General features: G+C 68.6%; 12 protein-coding genes. 8 read left to right on the forward strand and 4 right to left on the reverse strand.

Annotation, left to right across the window (positions count from 1 at the left end):
• Positions 1-113: 113 nt before the first annotated feature.
• Positions 114-2,000: an alpha/beta hydrolase gene (locus tag Q9R26_RS00265; protein ID WP_311226213.1), complete on the forward strand. Its 1,887-nt coding sequence runs from the start codon at positions 114-116 to the stop codon at positions 1,998-2,000.
• A gap of 145 nt (positions 2,001-2,145) precedes the next feature.
• Complete coding sequence (locus tag Q9R26_RS00270) at positions 2,146-2,544, forward strand: hypothetical protein (RefSeq protein ID WP_311226214.1); 399 nt, start codon at positions 2,146-2,148, stop codon at positions 2,542-2,544.
• 129 nt (positions 2,545-2,673) lie between these two features.
• On the opposite strand, the gene Q9R26_RS00275 is transcribed toward Q9R26_RS00270, so the two are convergent.
• Positions 2,674-3,723 carry a methionine synthase gene (locus Q9R26_RS00275; protein WP_311226215.1) on the reverse strand — a complete coding sequence of 350 codons (1,050 nt, stop codon included), beginning with the start codon at positions 3,721-3,723 and terminating at the stop codon, positions 2,674-2,676.
• A gap of 20 nt (positions 3,724-3,743) precedes the next feature.
• Positions 3,744-4,718 (reverse strand): putative oxygenase MesX, encoded by a 975-nt coding sequence (locus tag Q9R26_RS00280; RefSeq protein ID WP_311226216.1) that lies wholly within the window; start codon positions 4,716-4,718, stop codon positions 3,744-3,746.
• Between the two features lie 119 nt (positions 4,719-4,837).
• Between Q9R26_RS00280 and Q9R26_RS00285 the strand changes: the two genes are divergently transcribed.
• Positions 4,838-5,779 (forward strand): LysR family transcriptional regulator, encoded by a 942-nt coding sequence (locus Q9R26_RS00285; protein WP_311226217.1) that lies wholly within the window; start codon positions 4,838-4,840, stop codon positions 5,777-5,779.
• Positions 5,780-5,853: 74 nt separating this feature from the next.
• Here the strand turns inward: Q9R26_RS00285 and Q9R26_RS00290 are convergent, their stop codons facing one another.
• Both Q9R26_RS00290 and Q9R26_RS00295 read right to left on the reverse strand, forming a co-directional pair.
• Entirely contained in the window at positions 5,854-7,251 is a 1,398-nt protein-coding gene (locus Q9R26_RS00290) for a family 20 glycosylhydrolase (RefSeq protein WP_311226218.1), read from the reverse strand.
• 184 nt (positions 7,252-7,435) lie between these two features.
• A complete protein-coding gene (locus Q9R26_RS00295) occupies positions 7,436-7,960 on the reverse strand; it encodes a hypothetical protein (protein ID WP_311226219.1) in 525 nt (174 codons plus the stop codon).
• Between the two features lie 285 nt (positions 7,961-8,245).
• On the opposite strand from Q9R26_RS00295, the gene Q9R26_RS00300 reads away from it, so the two are divergent.
• The 5 genes from Q9R26_RS00300 to Q9R26_RS00320 all read left to right on the forward strand — a co-directional run bounded on the left by Q9R26_RS00300 (position 8,246) and on the right by Q9R26_RS00320 (position 14,806).
• On the forward strand, positions 8,246-9,307 hold the full coding sequence (locus Q9R26_RS00300) for a LacI family DNA-binding transcriptional regulator (RefSeq protein WP_259580269.1): 1,062 nt from the start codon (positions 8,246-8,248) through the stop codon (positions 9,305-9,307).
• Between the two features lie 264 nt (positions 9,308-9,571).
• Complete coding sequence (locus tag Q9R26_RS00305) at positions 9,572-10,792, forward strand: extracellular solute-binding protein (protein WP_311226220.1); 1,221 nt, start codon at positions 9,572-9,574, stop codon at positions 10,790-10,792.
• Between the two features lie 11 nt (positions 10,793-10,803).
• Positions 10,804-11,751, forward strand: a complete 948-nt coding sequence (locus Q9R26_RS00310; protein WP_262139074.1) for a carbohydrate ABC transporter permease — start codon at positions 10,804-10,806, stop codon at positions 11,749-11,751.
• Positions 11,748-12,656 (forward strand): carbohydrate ABC transporter permease, encoded by a 909-nt coding sequence (locus Q9R26_RS00315; RefSeq protein ID WP_262139072.1) that lies wholly within the window; start codon positions 11,748-11,750, stop codon positions 12,654-12,656. Before Q9R26_RS00310 ends, Q9R26_RS00315 begins: the two co-directional genes overlap by 4 nt.
• Entirely contained in the window at positions 12,653-14,806 is a 2,154-nt protein-coding gene (locus Q9R26_RS00320) for a beta-galactosidase (protein ID WP_311226221.1), read from the forward strand. Before Q9R26_RS00315 ends, Q9R26_RS00320 begins: the two co-directional genes overlap by 4 nt.
• Positions 14,807-14,918: the final 112 nt, after the last annotated feature.

Here is a 14,918-nt window from a genome sequence, read left to right on the forward strand (position 1 = left end):
ACCGGGCACCGGAACGATGCTCTCGACAGCTCACTGTTGTGTAGAACACACGCTTCGGCGACGCTTCGGGGTAGGGTCAGAGATCGGACCGGGGTGGGCCTGAGGGGGACGTCATGGGGAAGATCGAGTTTGACGCGGCGGCAGCAGACGCCGTCATCAGAGCGGCCACGTCGGCGAAGGAGGAACTCCGCGCTCAGTCGGGGACTCGTCGGTCCGCCGTCGAGGAGGCGGCAGCTGACTTCTCCGGAGCCTACGCGGACCGGTTCACCGAGTCTGCCTCGACTGAGTCCACCGACCGGGGAAAGTTGGCGTCCGTCCTGGATGAGCTCGTCGGTCAGGTGCGCGACGCCAAGTCCTCTGCGCAGGCCGAGGAGGAACGGCTGAACGCACTCGATGCTTGGAACGAAGCCGAACGCGAACGCGAACATGCCGCGGCGACGTCCCTGCTCACGACGACCACATTGCCCCCAATCGCAATCCGTGCACCGAAACCGTCGGAGGTCGCGATCCGACCGCCGTCGATCCATGCGGCGTTCGCGCCTCGGGACCGCAGGCGGTCCGGAGGCGGCACGGGACACGGTCGAAGTTCGGCGGACCCGGCACGACTGCGCGACTTCAGCATCGTCAGCCGGGCGAACGACACGACTGCCGAGTCGAAGGCCGCAACGCTCGCCAGTGCATGGACGGCGTTCACCGTTTCGTGTTCCTGGGTGCTCATCGAGGGATGCACCTTCGTGACTGGGTTTGATCGCTTCCTCGAGGAGAACCGAGCCGATGCCGCATGGATCGACCGCATCGCGGACGCGTTCGAGCAAGCCGGGAGCGGCGGATCGCTGGCGAACGCCAGGATCGACAAGGCGACCGACGACGAGCTCGTCCGCGATGTTCAGCGGCTCTTTGCCGACGACTTGACCCCGACCCAGGTCGCGGCGATGTGGGCGGATCTCGGTCTGACGAGGGCGGACGCTGCGGACGTCGCACTTCTCCCGACCTCGGTGCTGACCGCTCTCGGGAATCTGGAAGGGGCGCCGTACTGGGCGCGCGGAGCAGCGAACGTCGCTGTGCTCAACCGCCGGATCGCGTCCGCCGAGCGGTTCCTCGACGACCTCGGTCGTCCGGACCGCGTCTACAGCGCTGAAGGGCGCAAGAACGCGGAAGACCTCTCCGCACTCGAATCGATCAAAGCATCGCTCAACCAGAACGGCCGCAAAGGCCCGCGAAGCCTCACGGTGCTCAGCGCGGACCATCCGCCCCTGGCTGCGGTGTCGATCGGAGACCTCGACGAGGCGACTAACGTCACCTGGGCGGTGCCGGGGATGGGATCGAGCACGGGCAGCATGACCGATTGGACAGATGCCGCGCAGAACGTCTACAGCGAGCAGGCAAAGGCCCTCTCCGCAGGACACGGCACTACGAACGCCGTCGTAGCGTGGATGGGATACGAAGCACCGCCCGTTCCGCCGGCGAGCACCGCCGTCTTCGGCAGCGACTACGCGAAGGCCGGCGGCGAGAAGTTGGCCGCGTCGATCAAGGGCCTCGACGCGACGAGAGCCGGTAGCATGCCGACGGTCAACGTCCTCGGACACTCCTACGGCACGACGACTGCGTCATACGCACTCACGACGGAGGGCGTGCATGTCGATTCATTCACCGCCATCGCATCAGCGGGCATTCCCGACAGCATCGACGAGGCGGACGAGATCCAAGCGGATGCGGTGTACGCCGGGCAAGCAGAAGTGGTGAAGCCGATCATCGAGCACTGGAGTGGCGACGAATGGGCGGCGGTCGGGCGTGATTTCAGCTCCGACCATCATCAGGACCCGACTGCTCCAGAGTTCGGTGCGACGAGCTTCGGCGCCGACGGAGCGCCAGGCCTCAAGCCCGTTCGCGATCATGGCGTGCACACCTGGTACGGAGGCGGTTACCTCGACGAGGACACACAGTCGCTGCAGAACGTCGCGTACGCCACGACCGGACAGCCCGAACGATTGACGAACTGATGATGCCGATTTCGCAGAAGCGAAGTGGTCTGGAAGGAACTCCCAGATGAAGAAACCTCGGCCGAAAGCCGTCTCCGTTCTCCGGGCGACAGGAGCAGCACTGCTCACCGTTGCCGTTCTCACTGGTTGCAGCGAAGGGTCTGGCATGAACACGAAAGAAGCGAAGCAGTCGATCGTCACGTTCGTAGAAGGATCGACGAGCGTGGTCGGCGACGGTTGGGAGGTCAGTGATGGTCCCGGACTCGGGAAGTGCGGCCTCGGCCTCGGGCAAGGGGGCGTCCAGTACGTCTACGCGAAGGTCCGCGCTGCCAGCGCTGATCCGAAGGCCGACGTCGAGGCGGTGGAGCAGCACTGGAAGGAGCTCGGGGTCACGACCGAGCGGTACCAGACCGGGGGCGAGGACCCGATCCTCGGCGTCCGTGGCAGGGGTGGCCCGGTGAGCTCCTCCGACTTCCGCGCGGATCCCCGCGGATACACGATCGACGGCAGCTCACAGTGCGTCGCGGGTGACTTCGAGAAGATGAGCCTCGACGGCCAGGAATGACGACCGCGACCTGATCGCCGGAACCGAGCCGCGCCTCCAGACCGGCCCGGGACGCGAGCCCCTGCCGGACGTGAGATGGAAGACGGCCCGCCCCGTTGCCGAGGCGAGCCGTCCGGGCGGATCGGGACGCTAGCGCGCAGCCGGCACCGCGACGCGAGCGAGCTCGGCCCGCACGATGTCCGCACCAGCGGACAGCGCGCTGAGCTTGTCCAGCGCCGCCCCCCGCGCCAGCGGAGCCATCCCGCAGTTCGAGCTCGGGATGAGCTTGTCCGCATCGACGAACTCGAGCGCCCGACGCAGCACCTCCGCGACCTCCTCCGGGGTCTCCACGGTCTCGGTCGCAACGTCGATCGCCCCGAGCATGACCTTCTTCCCACGGATCAGCTCGACGAGCTCGAGCGGCACGTGCGAGTGGATGCACTCCAGCGAGACGATGTCGATCGACGACTGCTGCAGCAGCGGGAAGGACTGCTCGTACTGCCGCCACTCGGCGCCGAGCGTCTCCTTCCACTTGTTGTTCGCCTCGATGCCGTAGCCGTAACAGATGTGCACGGCGGTCTCGGCGCGCAGGCCCTCGGTCGCGCGTTCGAGCGCGGCGACGCCCCAGTCCTGCACCTCGTCGTGGAAGACGGTGAAGGCGGGCTCGTCGAACTGGATGATGTCGACGCCCGCGTCCTGGAGCTCGCGGGCTTCTTCGTTCAGGATCGTGGCGAACTCCCACGCCAGCTTCTCGCGGCTCTTGTAGTGCTGGTCGGAGAGGGTGTCGATCATCGTCATCGGGCCGGGGAGCGCCCACTTGATCGGCCGGTCGGTCTGCGCGCGGAGGAACCTGGCGTCGTCGACGAACACCGGGGCGGGACGGCTCACGGCGCCGACCACCGTGGGGACAGCAGCGTCGTAGCGGTCGCGGATCCGGACGGTCTCCTTGCGCTCCTGGTCGATGCCGTCCAGGTGCTCGATGAACGTCGTGACGAAGTGCTGGCGGGTCTGCTCGCCATCGCTGACGATGTCGATCCCGCGGTGCTCCTGCTCGTGCACGGCGGAGCGCAGGGCATCCTGCTTGCCCTCGACCAGGGCGGCACCCTCGAGCAGCCAGGGGGACCAGAGTCGCTCGGGCTCGGCGAGCCAGGACGGCTTCGGCAGGCTGCCGACGATCGAAGTGGGGAGGAGAGAGCTCATGGGAGTGGCGGTCCAGACGGTCAGCGGGCGGGGACGGGTTCGGCAGCGAAACGGGAGAGGAGCGCGCCGTGCGGTGTCACGAGGTGCTCTTCGGTCCAGCGCCCCTGCGTGATCCCGAGGCGGCTCCGCTCCTCGCGGTCGTAGGACACCGGGGTGGGCGTGAAGCCGGTGTGGTCGAGGGTGGGGCGGTAGGTGCTGCCGGCCGGGGTGTTCGCGGCGTAGATCTCCGGACGGTAGATCTTCTGGAACGTCTCCATGGTGGCGATCGTCCCGATCAGCTGGAGGTCCGTGTAGCCGCCGGTCAGGTCGCCGCGCGTGTAGAACGCGAGCGGGGCTGCCGCTCCGGCGGGCTGGAAGTACCGGACCCGCATGCCCATCCGGCCGAAGTAGTCGTCGGTGAGCGAGGAGTGCTCGTGCTCGTACTCGGCGCCGAGCACCGGGTGGACGTACCCGTTCTGCCGGTAGGTCTGGCTCGTCGAGACGCTGATGCAGACGACCGGCTCCGTGTCGAAGTCGGCGTGGAAGGCGTCGGACTCCAGGAAGCGCTGGAAGAGCGCCCCGTGCAGCGCCCCGAAGTCAGACGGCAAGCCCGGCGATGAGGGCAGCAGGACGGAGAAGTCGTAGTCGCGCAGGTACGACGAGAAGTTGTTGCCGAGGATCCCGCGGTGGCGCTCGCCGGTGTGCTGGTCGACGATCGTGACGTCGAGCATCTCGAGCAGCGGGAACTCCGCGTCCGCCCCGCCGTCGGAGAACTCCAGCGCCACCGAGACGATGTCGAGCTGCAGGCGGTAGCGGTCACCGGCACCGTCAGCAGAAGCCCCCGCGAGGTCGTTCGCGCGCCCGTCGATCATCGCCAGCGCTGCACGCAGGTTCTCCTGCCGACGCTCGCCGCGCGCCAGGTTCGCGAAGTTCGTGGTCAGCCGGGAGCTGTCCGCGGGGGAGTAGTCCTCGTCGAACCGGGTCCGGGTGATGCTGAAGGTGAAGTCGTTCGCCATGGTCGGCAATCTGTTCGTCGAGCGCCCACGGGCGCTGGGGAAGGGGTGCCTCGATCATGGCGGGAACGGTGAGCCATCAGGTAATACCGAGACGCTATGCACCGGTATAGCCTCGGCCTATGGTCCGTGTCTCGAACGACATCACCCTGCAGCAGCTCCGGTACTTCATCGAGGTCGCGACGGAGGGCTCGATCAGCGCAGCGGCCGATCTGCTCTACGTGTCGCAGCCGACGATGTCCGCGGCGATGAAGGACCTCGAGACGCGGATCGGCCGCCCGCTCTTCACCCGCTCGGCCAGAGGGGTCGTGCTCACCGTCGACGGCGTCGAGTTCCTCGGCTACGCCCGACAGGTCGTCGAGCAGGTCTCGCTCCTCGAGCAGCGGTACGTCGGCGGCCAACGGTCGCGTCGTCTGCTCGGGGTGTCCGCCCAGCACTACTCGTTCGCGGTCGAGGCCTTCGTCCGGATGGTCGAGGCGGCGGCTGCGGACGAGTACGAGTTCTCGCTCCGAGAGACGCGCACCTGGGACATCATCGAGGACGTCCGCACCCTGCGCAGCGAGGTGGGCATCCTCTACCGCAACGACTTCAACACGCAGGTGCTCGGCAAGCTGCTGCGGGACGCCGGAGTCGTGTTCACCCCGCTGTTCGTCGCCCAGCCCCACATCTTCGTCGCCAAGCGGAACCCGCTCGCGGCACGGGAACGCGCGTCGCTCGATGACCTCGCCGACCTGCCCCGCCTGACCTTCGACCAGGGCGCGAACAACTCCTTCTACCTGGCCGAGGAGATCCTGTCGACGATGTCGAGCAAGCGGGAGATCCGTGTGTCGGACCGGGCGACGATCTTCAACCTCATGATCGGCCTCGGCGGGTACACGATCTCGACCGGGCTCATCAGTGACGACCTCGACCCCGAGATCGTCGCCATCCCCCTCGACGTCGACGAACGCATCGAGATCGGCTGGATCGCGCACGCTTCGGTGCCGCTCACGGTGCAGGCGCAGACCTACCTGGACGAGTTGCGTGCGGTGGTCGCCGGCTACGGCGTCGAGCCGCTCGGGTAGGCGGGCTGCGGTTCCGGCGGTTCCGGCGGATCCGGCGCTTGCAGCGATCGGCTTGGAGGCCCGCCCCGCGTCCGTCAGGAGGCTGCGGTCTCGAGCATCGCCGTCACGTGCGGCGCGCTCCACCGCAGGAGCGCGTCAGAGGGCGGAGCCTCCAGGTCTTCTCCCCAGATCGCGACGGCCGCGCCCGACATCGGAGCAGCGAGCAGTGAACCGGAGTCGCCGTCCCACGCCCGGAGTGACCAGTTCTCGCGGAGGTCGGCGACGGTGTACTCGCTGTCGGCTGGGTCGAGGTCGGTCGGCACCTCGTAGAGGTAGTACGAGTTGTAGTTGAGCAGGTCGATGCCGGCTTTCTGCAGGTCGGCCGCACTGGCCCGCCGCGCTCGGCGTTCGCGGCGCTCCGCTGCGTCCTCGGTGTCGCCGTCGAAGCTCCAGTAGGTGACGTGGATGCGGGGGTCGAGTCGCCCGAACGTGACCCGATCGATCCCGTCGTTCCAGGCCCAGACCTCGCGGTCGCCGAGTGCGGCCGCCATCGCGTTCATCCAGGCGACGCGTTGGGCGGCGGTGACGTCGTCGCCCCATTCGTCGCCGCCGATGTGCACGGTGCGGCTGGAGGGGAAGGTCCGCTGCACCTCGGCGTAGAGCTTCTTCGCCAGCGCGAGACTCTCGGGCACCGACGTGTCGAGTTCGTTCTCACCCGAACGGATGCGGTCGACCCACTTCGTGCCGTGCTGCGCCTCGAGCAGGGCGAACGCGGCGGCCATGTGGCCGGGAGTGTCGATCTCCGGCACGACCGCGATGCCCCGCTTCGCCGCGTAGTCGGCGATCGTGCGCGCCTGCGCGGCGCTCAGGAACGGGCGATGGGTGACCCGGCTCGTGTAGACGCCGTGGTCGAGATCGGCATTCGCAAGGGTCTGGCCGAGGACCGTGCTCTCGATCCCGACGTTCTGGTCGTCGGTGAGGTGCAGGTGCAGGAAGCGGCCGCCGTCGTCGGCGAGCAGGTCGATGTACCGCTTGACCAACGCCACGGGGTAGTAGGCGCGAGCGACGTCGAGCATCACGCCCGTCTCCGGACGCGCGCGCTTGGTCGGCTTGGTGGTGACGGTCCCCGTTGACGTGCGGCACTTGTCGACGGAGTAGGCGCCCGTGCAGGCGAAGACCGAGTACTTGCCGGCTGCAGCACGGGAAGGCGTGCCGCGCACTGCGGTGACCGAGGTGCTCGAACCAGCGGAGAGTGCCTTCACCGCGACCCGGCCGAGCGTGTACTTCTTGGTGCCGGCGGACAGGTACAGCCACGCGGAGGAAGCTGGCTTTCGCACCGCGGCGGTGTTCTTCACCTTCAGCGTGGTGCGCACAGCGGTGCCGGTCGAGGTGGCGGTGGTCGTCGCCGTGACCTTCGTCACCGTCACCGCCGAGGCTGCGGTGTCCGCTGATCCTGCCGTTGCACGGATGCCGACCAGAGCTGCGGCCGACACGGCGATCGCCAGACCAACTGCAAGCGTGCGTCTGGCCAGCGGTCCGGGGACCAGGTTCCTCTGCTGACGCACGACGACGTTCTCCCCCTCGAACACCCCGTTGTCCTCGCTGGATCAGGATGCGCGCACGATCGTATCCGCACCGCGTCGAACGCACACCGTCAGCGACGTGCAGAGGGGCTCCTCAACGAACCTCCGCGCTCGCCCACAGCTCACGCGCAAGACTCCGGCCGCGGCGAAGAACCGGCTGCAGGCTGAGGACAGCGCCGACGACCAGCGTGCCGGCCTGCGCGAGGAGGAACGCCACGAGCGCCACCGGGATGAACGCGGTGACGATCCAGGCGGCGGCGAACCCCACGAGCATCACCGCGAGGACCCGCACCGCGGTGAAGTTCCCCGAACCGCGAAGGACCAGCAGCCCGGCGGCTGCGAAGCCCAACGGGACGAGCGCCTGCAGGACGACCGCGATGGGGAGCCACAGCTGGCTGCTGGTCGCCGGCGACAGAGCGCTCACGAAGACGGCGGTGGCGGCCGCGAAGACGAGGTGCACGGCGTCGCGAGCGAGCGCAGCACCGGCAGCGGCCACGACTCCTGCTGGCACCGAGATCGCAGCGATCAGCAACACTGGCCCTGCTGCGATCAGATGCGTTCCGATGAAGCCGAGCAGGTTGTCGACCGCCAGCAGCGAGGCGCCGGTGGTGGCGACCATCAGGGCGGCGGTGGCACCTCTGCGCACGGAGGGCCAGGTGCCTGACGCCCTCACCGCCTGTCTCCGCCCGCGTGGCATGCGACCCGGGTCTTCTTCATGTTCTTCCTCTCGGTTCGCGCCTCGGCACGGCCAACCGATCCAGAATGCTGCACATCAATGCGAGCCACAACCTCGCAACTGCGATGACCACCGCGGAATCGCTCTTGACTACGTAGACAATGCCGTGGTTGTCTTGCTCCCACACCCGGTCCCGGCCGGTCCCCCGGAGCAGTGAAGGAGCTGACGATGAGCGGCAACGCATCGGTTCATCGCCTCCGTCCGGCCTCCATGACCGACGTCGCGACCCTGGCGGGCGTCTCCCAGAAGACCGTCTCCCGCGTGGTGAACGACGAACCGCACGTCACCGAGGCGGTCCGCGCCCGGGTCCTCGAAGCGATCGACGAGCTGGATTTCCGCCCGAACGCCGCTGCGCGCTCCCTCAAGTCGCAGCGCTCCCGCCGGATCGGTCTCATCACCATCGGCACGAACCTGTACGGCCCGACCGCCATGCTCACCGGCGTCGAGCAGGCGTGCCGCACGAACGGGTACAGCCTGGCCATCGTCCGCACCGTCGCGGCGACCGCATCCGAGCTCCAGCCGGCGGTCGACTCGCTCGTCGGCCAGGACGTCGAGGCGATCGTCTTCTCGGAGCCGGTCGAGAACCAGATGGACCAGCTCCGCCTGCCCCAGAGCGTGACGGTGCTGACGCTCGGGCCGCCGGATGTCGCCGACCGCGAGAACACCCTTGCGGTCGGTCTCGACGAGAGCGGCGCCGCCTTCGCGGCCACCGATCACCTGCTCGCCCTCGGGCACGAGACCGTCTGGCACATCGCGGGTCCGGCGGACTGGACCTCGAGTTCGCGCCGGCTGGCGGGGTGGCGGGCGGCGCTGCAGGACGCCGGCGTCGCCGAGCACGCACCGGCCGAGGGAGACTGGTCGCCGCAGAGCGGCTACGAGGCCATGCGCTCGTTGCTCGGCCGCCCGGACCTGACGGCGGTCTTCGTCGCGAACGACCAGATGGCGATCGGCGCGATGGCCGCCATCCAGCAGCGCGGGTTGTCCGTGCCAGGTGACGTCAGCATCGTCGGCTTCGACGACATGCCGATCTCGGCCTACCTGCCGACGCCGCTCACGACCATCCGCCAGGACTTCGACGAGGCTACCCGCCTCGCGATGCACCGCCTCTTCCGCACACTCGACGGCCACCCGCCGGCCGAGCGCCACCGGATGCTGCCCGGCCAGTTGATCACGCGCGCCACCAGCGCGCCGCCGTCCGCTGAGCGGCGTCACCTCCGCCCCGCCGACTGAACCCCCGGACGGGAGGCGCGGCCCGCGTCCGTCCCGTGAGTGAGCGCTCACGCGCGCTCACCGCCACTTCCGCACGCACCTCGACGACGACGTCAGGAGACCTTCGTGACCCCAGTACCCAGGCGACTCTCCCCACCTGCGCCACCTGTGCCTCCAGGCCGTGGACCGAGCCGACGCGACCTGCTCCGGTGGGGCGCCGCCGCGGGAGGCAGCATCGCCCTCGGCGCGCTGCTCGCGGGCTGCTCTCCACAGTCCACCGCAGCCGTGCGTTCCGGACGCGCCGACCTGTCCTTCTGGACGCACGACCCCGGCTACGAGAAGTTCTTCACCGAGGCGCTGCCGGTCGCGGACCGGAAGTCCGACTTCGACTTCGCGCTCAACATCACCACGATCGCCGCGGCGGACATCCCGACCAAGCTCATCGCGCAGGCCGTCGCCGGCACGGGGACGCCGGACGTCGCCGGGCTCGAGATCGGGGCGTTCTGCCGGATGCTCCGCGGTGACATCGCTGCAGAGCTGCTGAGCGACCTGTCGCCGTCGGTGGCCTCGCGCAAGGACGACCTCATCGCTGCGCGACTCACGCCGTTCTCGAAGGACGGGCACCTCTACGCGCTCGACTCGGACACGCCATTGTGCGTCTACTACCACCGAGCCGACCAGTTCGAGGCCCTCGGCATCCCCGACGACCTGACGACGTGGGAGGAGTACATGGACGTCGGCGCGAAGCTCAACAAGAGCAAGGGTGTCTCGCTGCACGCCGTGGCGGTCACCGATCCGGGCGGCACGCTGCAGAGCTACCAGATCCTGCTGCTCCAGCGGGGCGGCGACCTGTACGACGAGGACGGCGGCATCGACATCCAGACGCCGGAGGCCGAACGCACCCTGCAGTTCCTGGTCGACGGTGTGAAGTCCGGTGCCATCGCGACGGTCGCCGACATGTACGGACCGAGCCTGCAGTCCGGGCTGAAGGGCGGCACGATCCTGGCCGTCGACATGCCCTCCTGGTACGCCAGCTACGGCATCAAGCCGAACGTGCCCGAGCAGAAGGGCAAGTGGAAGGTGCGGAACCTGCCCCGGTTCGCGGGTGGTGGCAGCACGACGAGCGTCGGCGGCGGCACCGGGTTCTCGGTGCTCCGCGACAAGCCGCTCACGAGGGCCGGGATCGACCTGGTGCTCGCCGCGTACCTCGATCCGGACCAGCAGGTGAAGCGCTACCAGGACCTCGGCTACCTGCCGACGCTCCGATCGGTCTACGACGACCCGCGGCTCGCGGCGCTGAGCGACCCGTACTTCGGCGGGCAGCAGCTGTTCGGCGTCTACAAGTCGGTCGTCGACGACGTGCCCTCGCAGCACCAGAGCGCCGATGCCTCGATCCTGCAGACCGTCCTGAGCGGCTACCTCATCAAGGCCTACAAGGGCCAGATATCCCCGAAGCAGGCGCTCGACGCCGCTGCGGCCGACTTCCGCGGCCAGACCCGCGCCTGAGGAGGACGACGTTGTCCACATCAACCGCCACCGGCATCCCGGTGTCCGCCACCACCACGACCGATCCGCCCGCTCGTCGCCGACGCCTGAACACGAACGGGGGCAGCGCGCCGTACCTGTTCATCGCACCGTTCTACGTGCTGTACGGGCTCTTCATGATCGTGCCGGTCCTCGCCGCCGTGTACCTGTCACTCACCGAGTGGGTCGGCCTCGGCACGCCGAACTGGATCGGCCTGTCCAACTACGCGAACCTGTTCCGGGACACCAGCTTCGGCACCGCCCTGGTCAACTCGCTGATCTACACACTCATCGCCGTGTTCGTCATCGTGCCGTGCTCGCTCCTGGTCGCGCAGGCGCTCAACGCCAAGGGGCTCCGCGCCCGAGACCTGTTCCGGGTGACGTTCTTCATCCCGATGGTGCTGTCGCCGATCGTCATCGCGCTCATCTACAGCCTGGTGTTCGACACGAACTACGGTCTGCTCAACGCCACGCTCAAGGCACTGTTCGGACTGCCGAACACCGACTGGCTCGGCGACCCGACGCTCGCGAAGGTCGCCATCGGCTTCGTGCTCCTGTGGCGCACGGTCGGGTACCTGACGATCTTCTTCCTGGCAGCACTGCAGAACGTGTCGCCCGAGCAGTACGAAGCCGCGTCGCTCGACGGGGCAGGCACCTTCCGGAAGTTCACCAACGTGACGCTCCCGGCGATCCGACCGGTCACGGCGTTCGTCGTGGTGACGAGCTTCATCAGTGCCGCGCAGCTGTTCGACGAGCCCTACCTGCTCACCAAGGGCGGCCCGGGCGAAGCCACGCTCTCCGTCGCCATGTTCATCTACCGCGCCGCCTTCGAACGGCAGCAGTTCGGGTACGCGGCAGCCGCCGGAGTCGTGCTGTTCGTCGTCGTGTTCGGCGTCAGCCAGATCCTCAACCGCGCACTCGCCATCGGGAGGGACGCATGACCGCCACCACCGACCGTCCGGACACCCGGGCCGTCACGACCGCCGGAAGCCGGGCACCCCGGTCCGGCCCGCCCCGTACCAGGGGCTGGATCGCTCGCCGCGGTCTGCTCTACGCCACACTCGTGGCGCTGCTGGCGGTCTTCGTGTTCCCGCTGCTCTGGGCGCTGTCCGGCTCGTTCAAGCAGCGTGGCGACATCTTCGCGACGCCGCCCACGCTCATCCCGAATCCGGCGACGGGGGAGAACTACACGAACCTGCTCGCGACGCAGCCGTTCTGGGCCTGGTTCGGCATCAGTGTCGGCACCGCCCTGATCGCGACCGTCGTGTCCGTGTTCGTCTGCGCGATGGCCGGGTACGGGTTCGCGAAGTTCCGGTTCCGGGGCAAGCGGATCCTGTTCGCCGTGATGTTCTCGTCGCTCTCGGTGCCGTTCGCGGTGATCCTCGTGCCGCTCTTCATCCTGGTGGTGAAGTCCGGGCTGACGAACCCCTGGTTCTCGCTCGTCGTCCCGTGGGTGGCGCCGGCGTTCGGCATCTTCATGATGCAGCAGTTCATCGTGCAGGCGATCCCCGACGAACTCATCGAGGCGGCCCGCATCGACGGCAACTCCGAGTTCGGCACGTTCCGCCGGGTCGTGCTCCCGCTGCTCCGACCGTCGCTCGGCGCCCTGGCGGTGTGGAGCTTCCTGCAGAGCTACAACTCGTTCCAGTGGCCGTTGGTCCTGCTGTCCGACTCGAGCCAGTACACGTTGCCCCTCGGCCTCAACGCGATCTTCGCGTCGGAGAACCGGTCGTACGACCTGGTGCTCGCCGGGGCCGTGCTGGCGAGCGTGCCGACGATCCTCGTGTTCCTGCTCCTCCGCAAGCAGCTGCTCGACGGGCTGACCGCGGGGGCGGTCAAGGGATGACCGACACCCGCACCCACCACCGATCCTTCTCGAACGGAGCACCCAGCACCATGCAGCACGACCGCGTCCTCTTCGGCGCCGCCTACTACCACGAGTACCAGCCGACCCCTCGGCTCGACGAGGACATGCGCCTGATGCAGGAGGCCGGGTTCTCGGTCATCCGCGTCGGCGAATCCGTGTGGAGCACCTGGGAACCGGAGAACGGCCGCTTCGACCTCGAGTGGCTCGCGCCCGTGCTCGACGCCGCCCACGAACACGGCATCCGGGTGATCCTCGGCACGCCCACCTACGCCGTGCCCATGTGGCTCGCCCGCATCGTGCCGGAGATCAACGTCCGCCGCCGCACCGACGGCGAGGCGATGGGCTGGGGTGCTCGGCAGGAGATCGACTACGCCCACCCGGCGTTCCTGTTCCACGCCGAGCGGGTCATCCGGAAGATCGTCGCCCGGTACGCCGAGCACCCCGCCGTGATCGGGTACCAGGTCGACAACGAACCGGGCAACGAGCTCATCGCGAACCCCGAGGTGTTCCAGCGCTTCGTCGACCACTTGCGCCACACCTACGGCAGCGTCGAGCGGCTCAACGAGGAGTGGGGACTGACGTACTGGTCCCACCGACTTTCCACCTGGGCCGACCTGTGGACGCCGGACGGCAACGCGCAGCCGCAGTACGACCTGGCGTGGCGGCGGTTCCAGGCCTCGATCACGACGGACTTCATCGCCTGGCAGGCATCGGTCGTGCGGGAGTACTCGCGTTCGGACCAGTTCGTGACCACGTGCATCGCCTACGAGCGGCCGACCGTCGAGGACGAGGTGCTCACCCGGACGCTCGACGTCACCGCCGGCAACCCGTACTACCGGATGCAGGACGCCCTCGAGCTGCCGAGCACCGAGGAACCCGCACAGTTCTGGACCTCGTCCGGTGCCTGGTCGATCTTCGCCTCGGGCGACCGCATGTACGGCTCGAAGCAGGCACCGTTCCTGGTCACCGAGACCAACGCGCAGGCCATCGGGTTCTCGTGGATGAACGAACCCGCGTACGAAGGGCAGTGGCGCCAGGCCGCCTGGGCGCTCGTGTCCCGAGGCGCGTCGATGATCGAGTACTGGCACTGGCACACGCTGCACTACGGCGTCGAGACCTACTGGGGCGGCGTCCTGCCGCACTCGCAGCAGCCCGGTCGCACCTACGAGGAGATCGCCCGGATCGGCGCGGAGTTCGCGAACGCCGGGGACCGGGTCGCCGGTCTCCGCCCGCACGCCGACGTCGCCCTGCTGTTCTCGAACGAGTCGAAGTGGGCGCTGAACGAGCACCCGGCACTCGGCGACGGCATGGAGCCCGACCGGCGCTCGTGGCAGACGATCCACGACGCCTTCGCCCGAGGGGTCTTCGATGCGGGACTGCAGGCGAACACCGTGCACCCGTCGCAGGTCTTCGACCGTGAGCCGGCGTCCTTCGCCGCGGAGCGTCCGGTGCTCGTCGCTGCCGCGTTCACCATCGCGACCGACGCCCAGCTGCGGTGGCTCGCCGCCTACGCCGAGGCAGGCGGTCACCTGGTCGTCGGCATCCGCACCGGGTACGAGGACGAAGAAGCCCGTGCGCGGCTCGAACGGAAGCCCGCGTTCCTCGACGTGCCCGCGGGCGTGCACTACGACGAGTTCAGCAACCTCGGCCGACGCATCCCGGTGTCCGCCGGAGCCGCTGCCGCTGAGCACGGGTTCACCGTGCCGGCCGGTGCGACGGCCACACGGTGGGCGGACGGCCTGCTCGTCGACGACGCCGACGTGCTCGTCGGGTACGACCACCCGCACCACGGTCGGTTCGCGGCGGTGACCACACGGTCGCACGGCGCCGGCCGCGTCACCTACGTCGGGACCGTCCCGGATCCGGCGCTCGCCGCGGCGATTACGGAGTGGGTGGTCGCGCAGGGCAGCGGGTCGCCGAGCTGGCAGCCGCAGGTCGACACGCAGTCGGTCGCGAGCTCGGTCAACGGTCGTGGCGAGACGGTCCACGTCATCCACAACTGGTCGTGGGAACCGAGCACGTACGCGGTGCCGGTCGCCGCGGAGGACCTGTTCGAGGGCACGGCGCTCGACGCGGACGCCGTGCTCGAGCTCGGGCCGTGGGACGTCCGGGTGGTCGTCGTCGCGTAGCGAGACCGGAGCAGGCGGGCCGTCGGGTCGGACGGTCCGCCTGCTCCCACAGTCAGTGCGCAGGTGTGGGCGCGGAACACGAGCCGCGTAGGTCCGACCCGTCGACAGTGAC

This window comes from Curtobacterium sp. BRB10, from assembly GCF_031844325.1.
Taxonomy (GTDB): domain Bacteria; phylum Actinomycetota; class Actinomycetes; order Actinomycetales; family Microbacteriaceae; genus Curtobacterium; species Curtobacterium poinsettiae_A.

Excerpts from the sequence above, each read along its gene's own strand:
- Q9R26_RS00320 (WP_311226221.1), top strand. The coding sequence starts at position 12,653 with ATGACCGACACCCGCACCCACCACCGATCCTTCTCGAACGGAGCACCC.
- Q9R26_RS00280 (WP_311226216.1), bottom strand. The coding sequence starts at position 4,718 with ATGGCGAACGACTTCACCTTCAGCATCACCCGGACCCGGTTCGACGAG.
- Q9R26_RS00270 (WP_311226214.1), top strand. The coding sequence starts at position 2,146 with ATGAACACGAAAGAAGCGAAGCAGTCGATCGTCACGTTCGTAGAAGGA.
- Q9R26_RS00275 (WP_311226215.1), bottom strand. The coding sequence starts at position 3,723 with ATGAGCTCTCTCCTCCCCACTTCGATCGTCGGCAGCCTGCCGAAGCCG.
- Q9R26_RS00295 (WP_311226219.1), bottom strand. The coding sequence starts at position 7,960 with ATGGTCGCCACCACCGGCGCCTCGCTGCTGGCGGTCGACAACCTGCTC.
- Q9R26_RS00285 (WP_311226217.1), top strand. The coding sequence starts at position 4,838 with ATGGTCCGTGTCTCGAACGACATCACCCTGCAGCAGCTCCGGTACTTC.
- Q9R26_RS00315 (WP_262139072.1), top strand. The coding sequence starts at position 11,748 with ATGACCGCCACCACCGACCGTCCGGACACCCGGGCCGTCACGACCGCC.
- Q9R26_RS00300 (WP_259580269.1), top strand. The coding sequence starts at position 8,246 with ATGAGCGGCAACGCATCGGTTCATCGCCTCCGTCCGGCCTCCATGACC.
- Q9R26_RS00265 (WP_311226213.1), top strand. The coding sequence starts at position 114 with ATGGGGAAGATCGAGTTTGACGCGGCGGCAGCAGACGCCGTCATCAGA.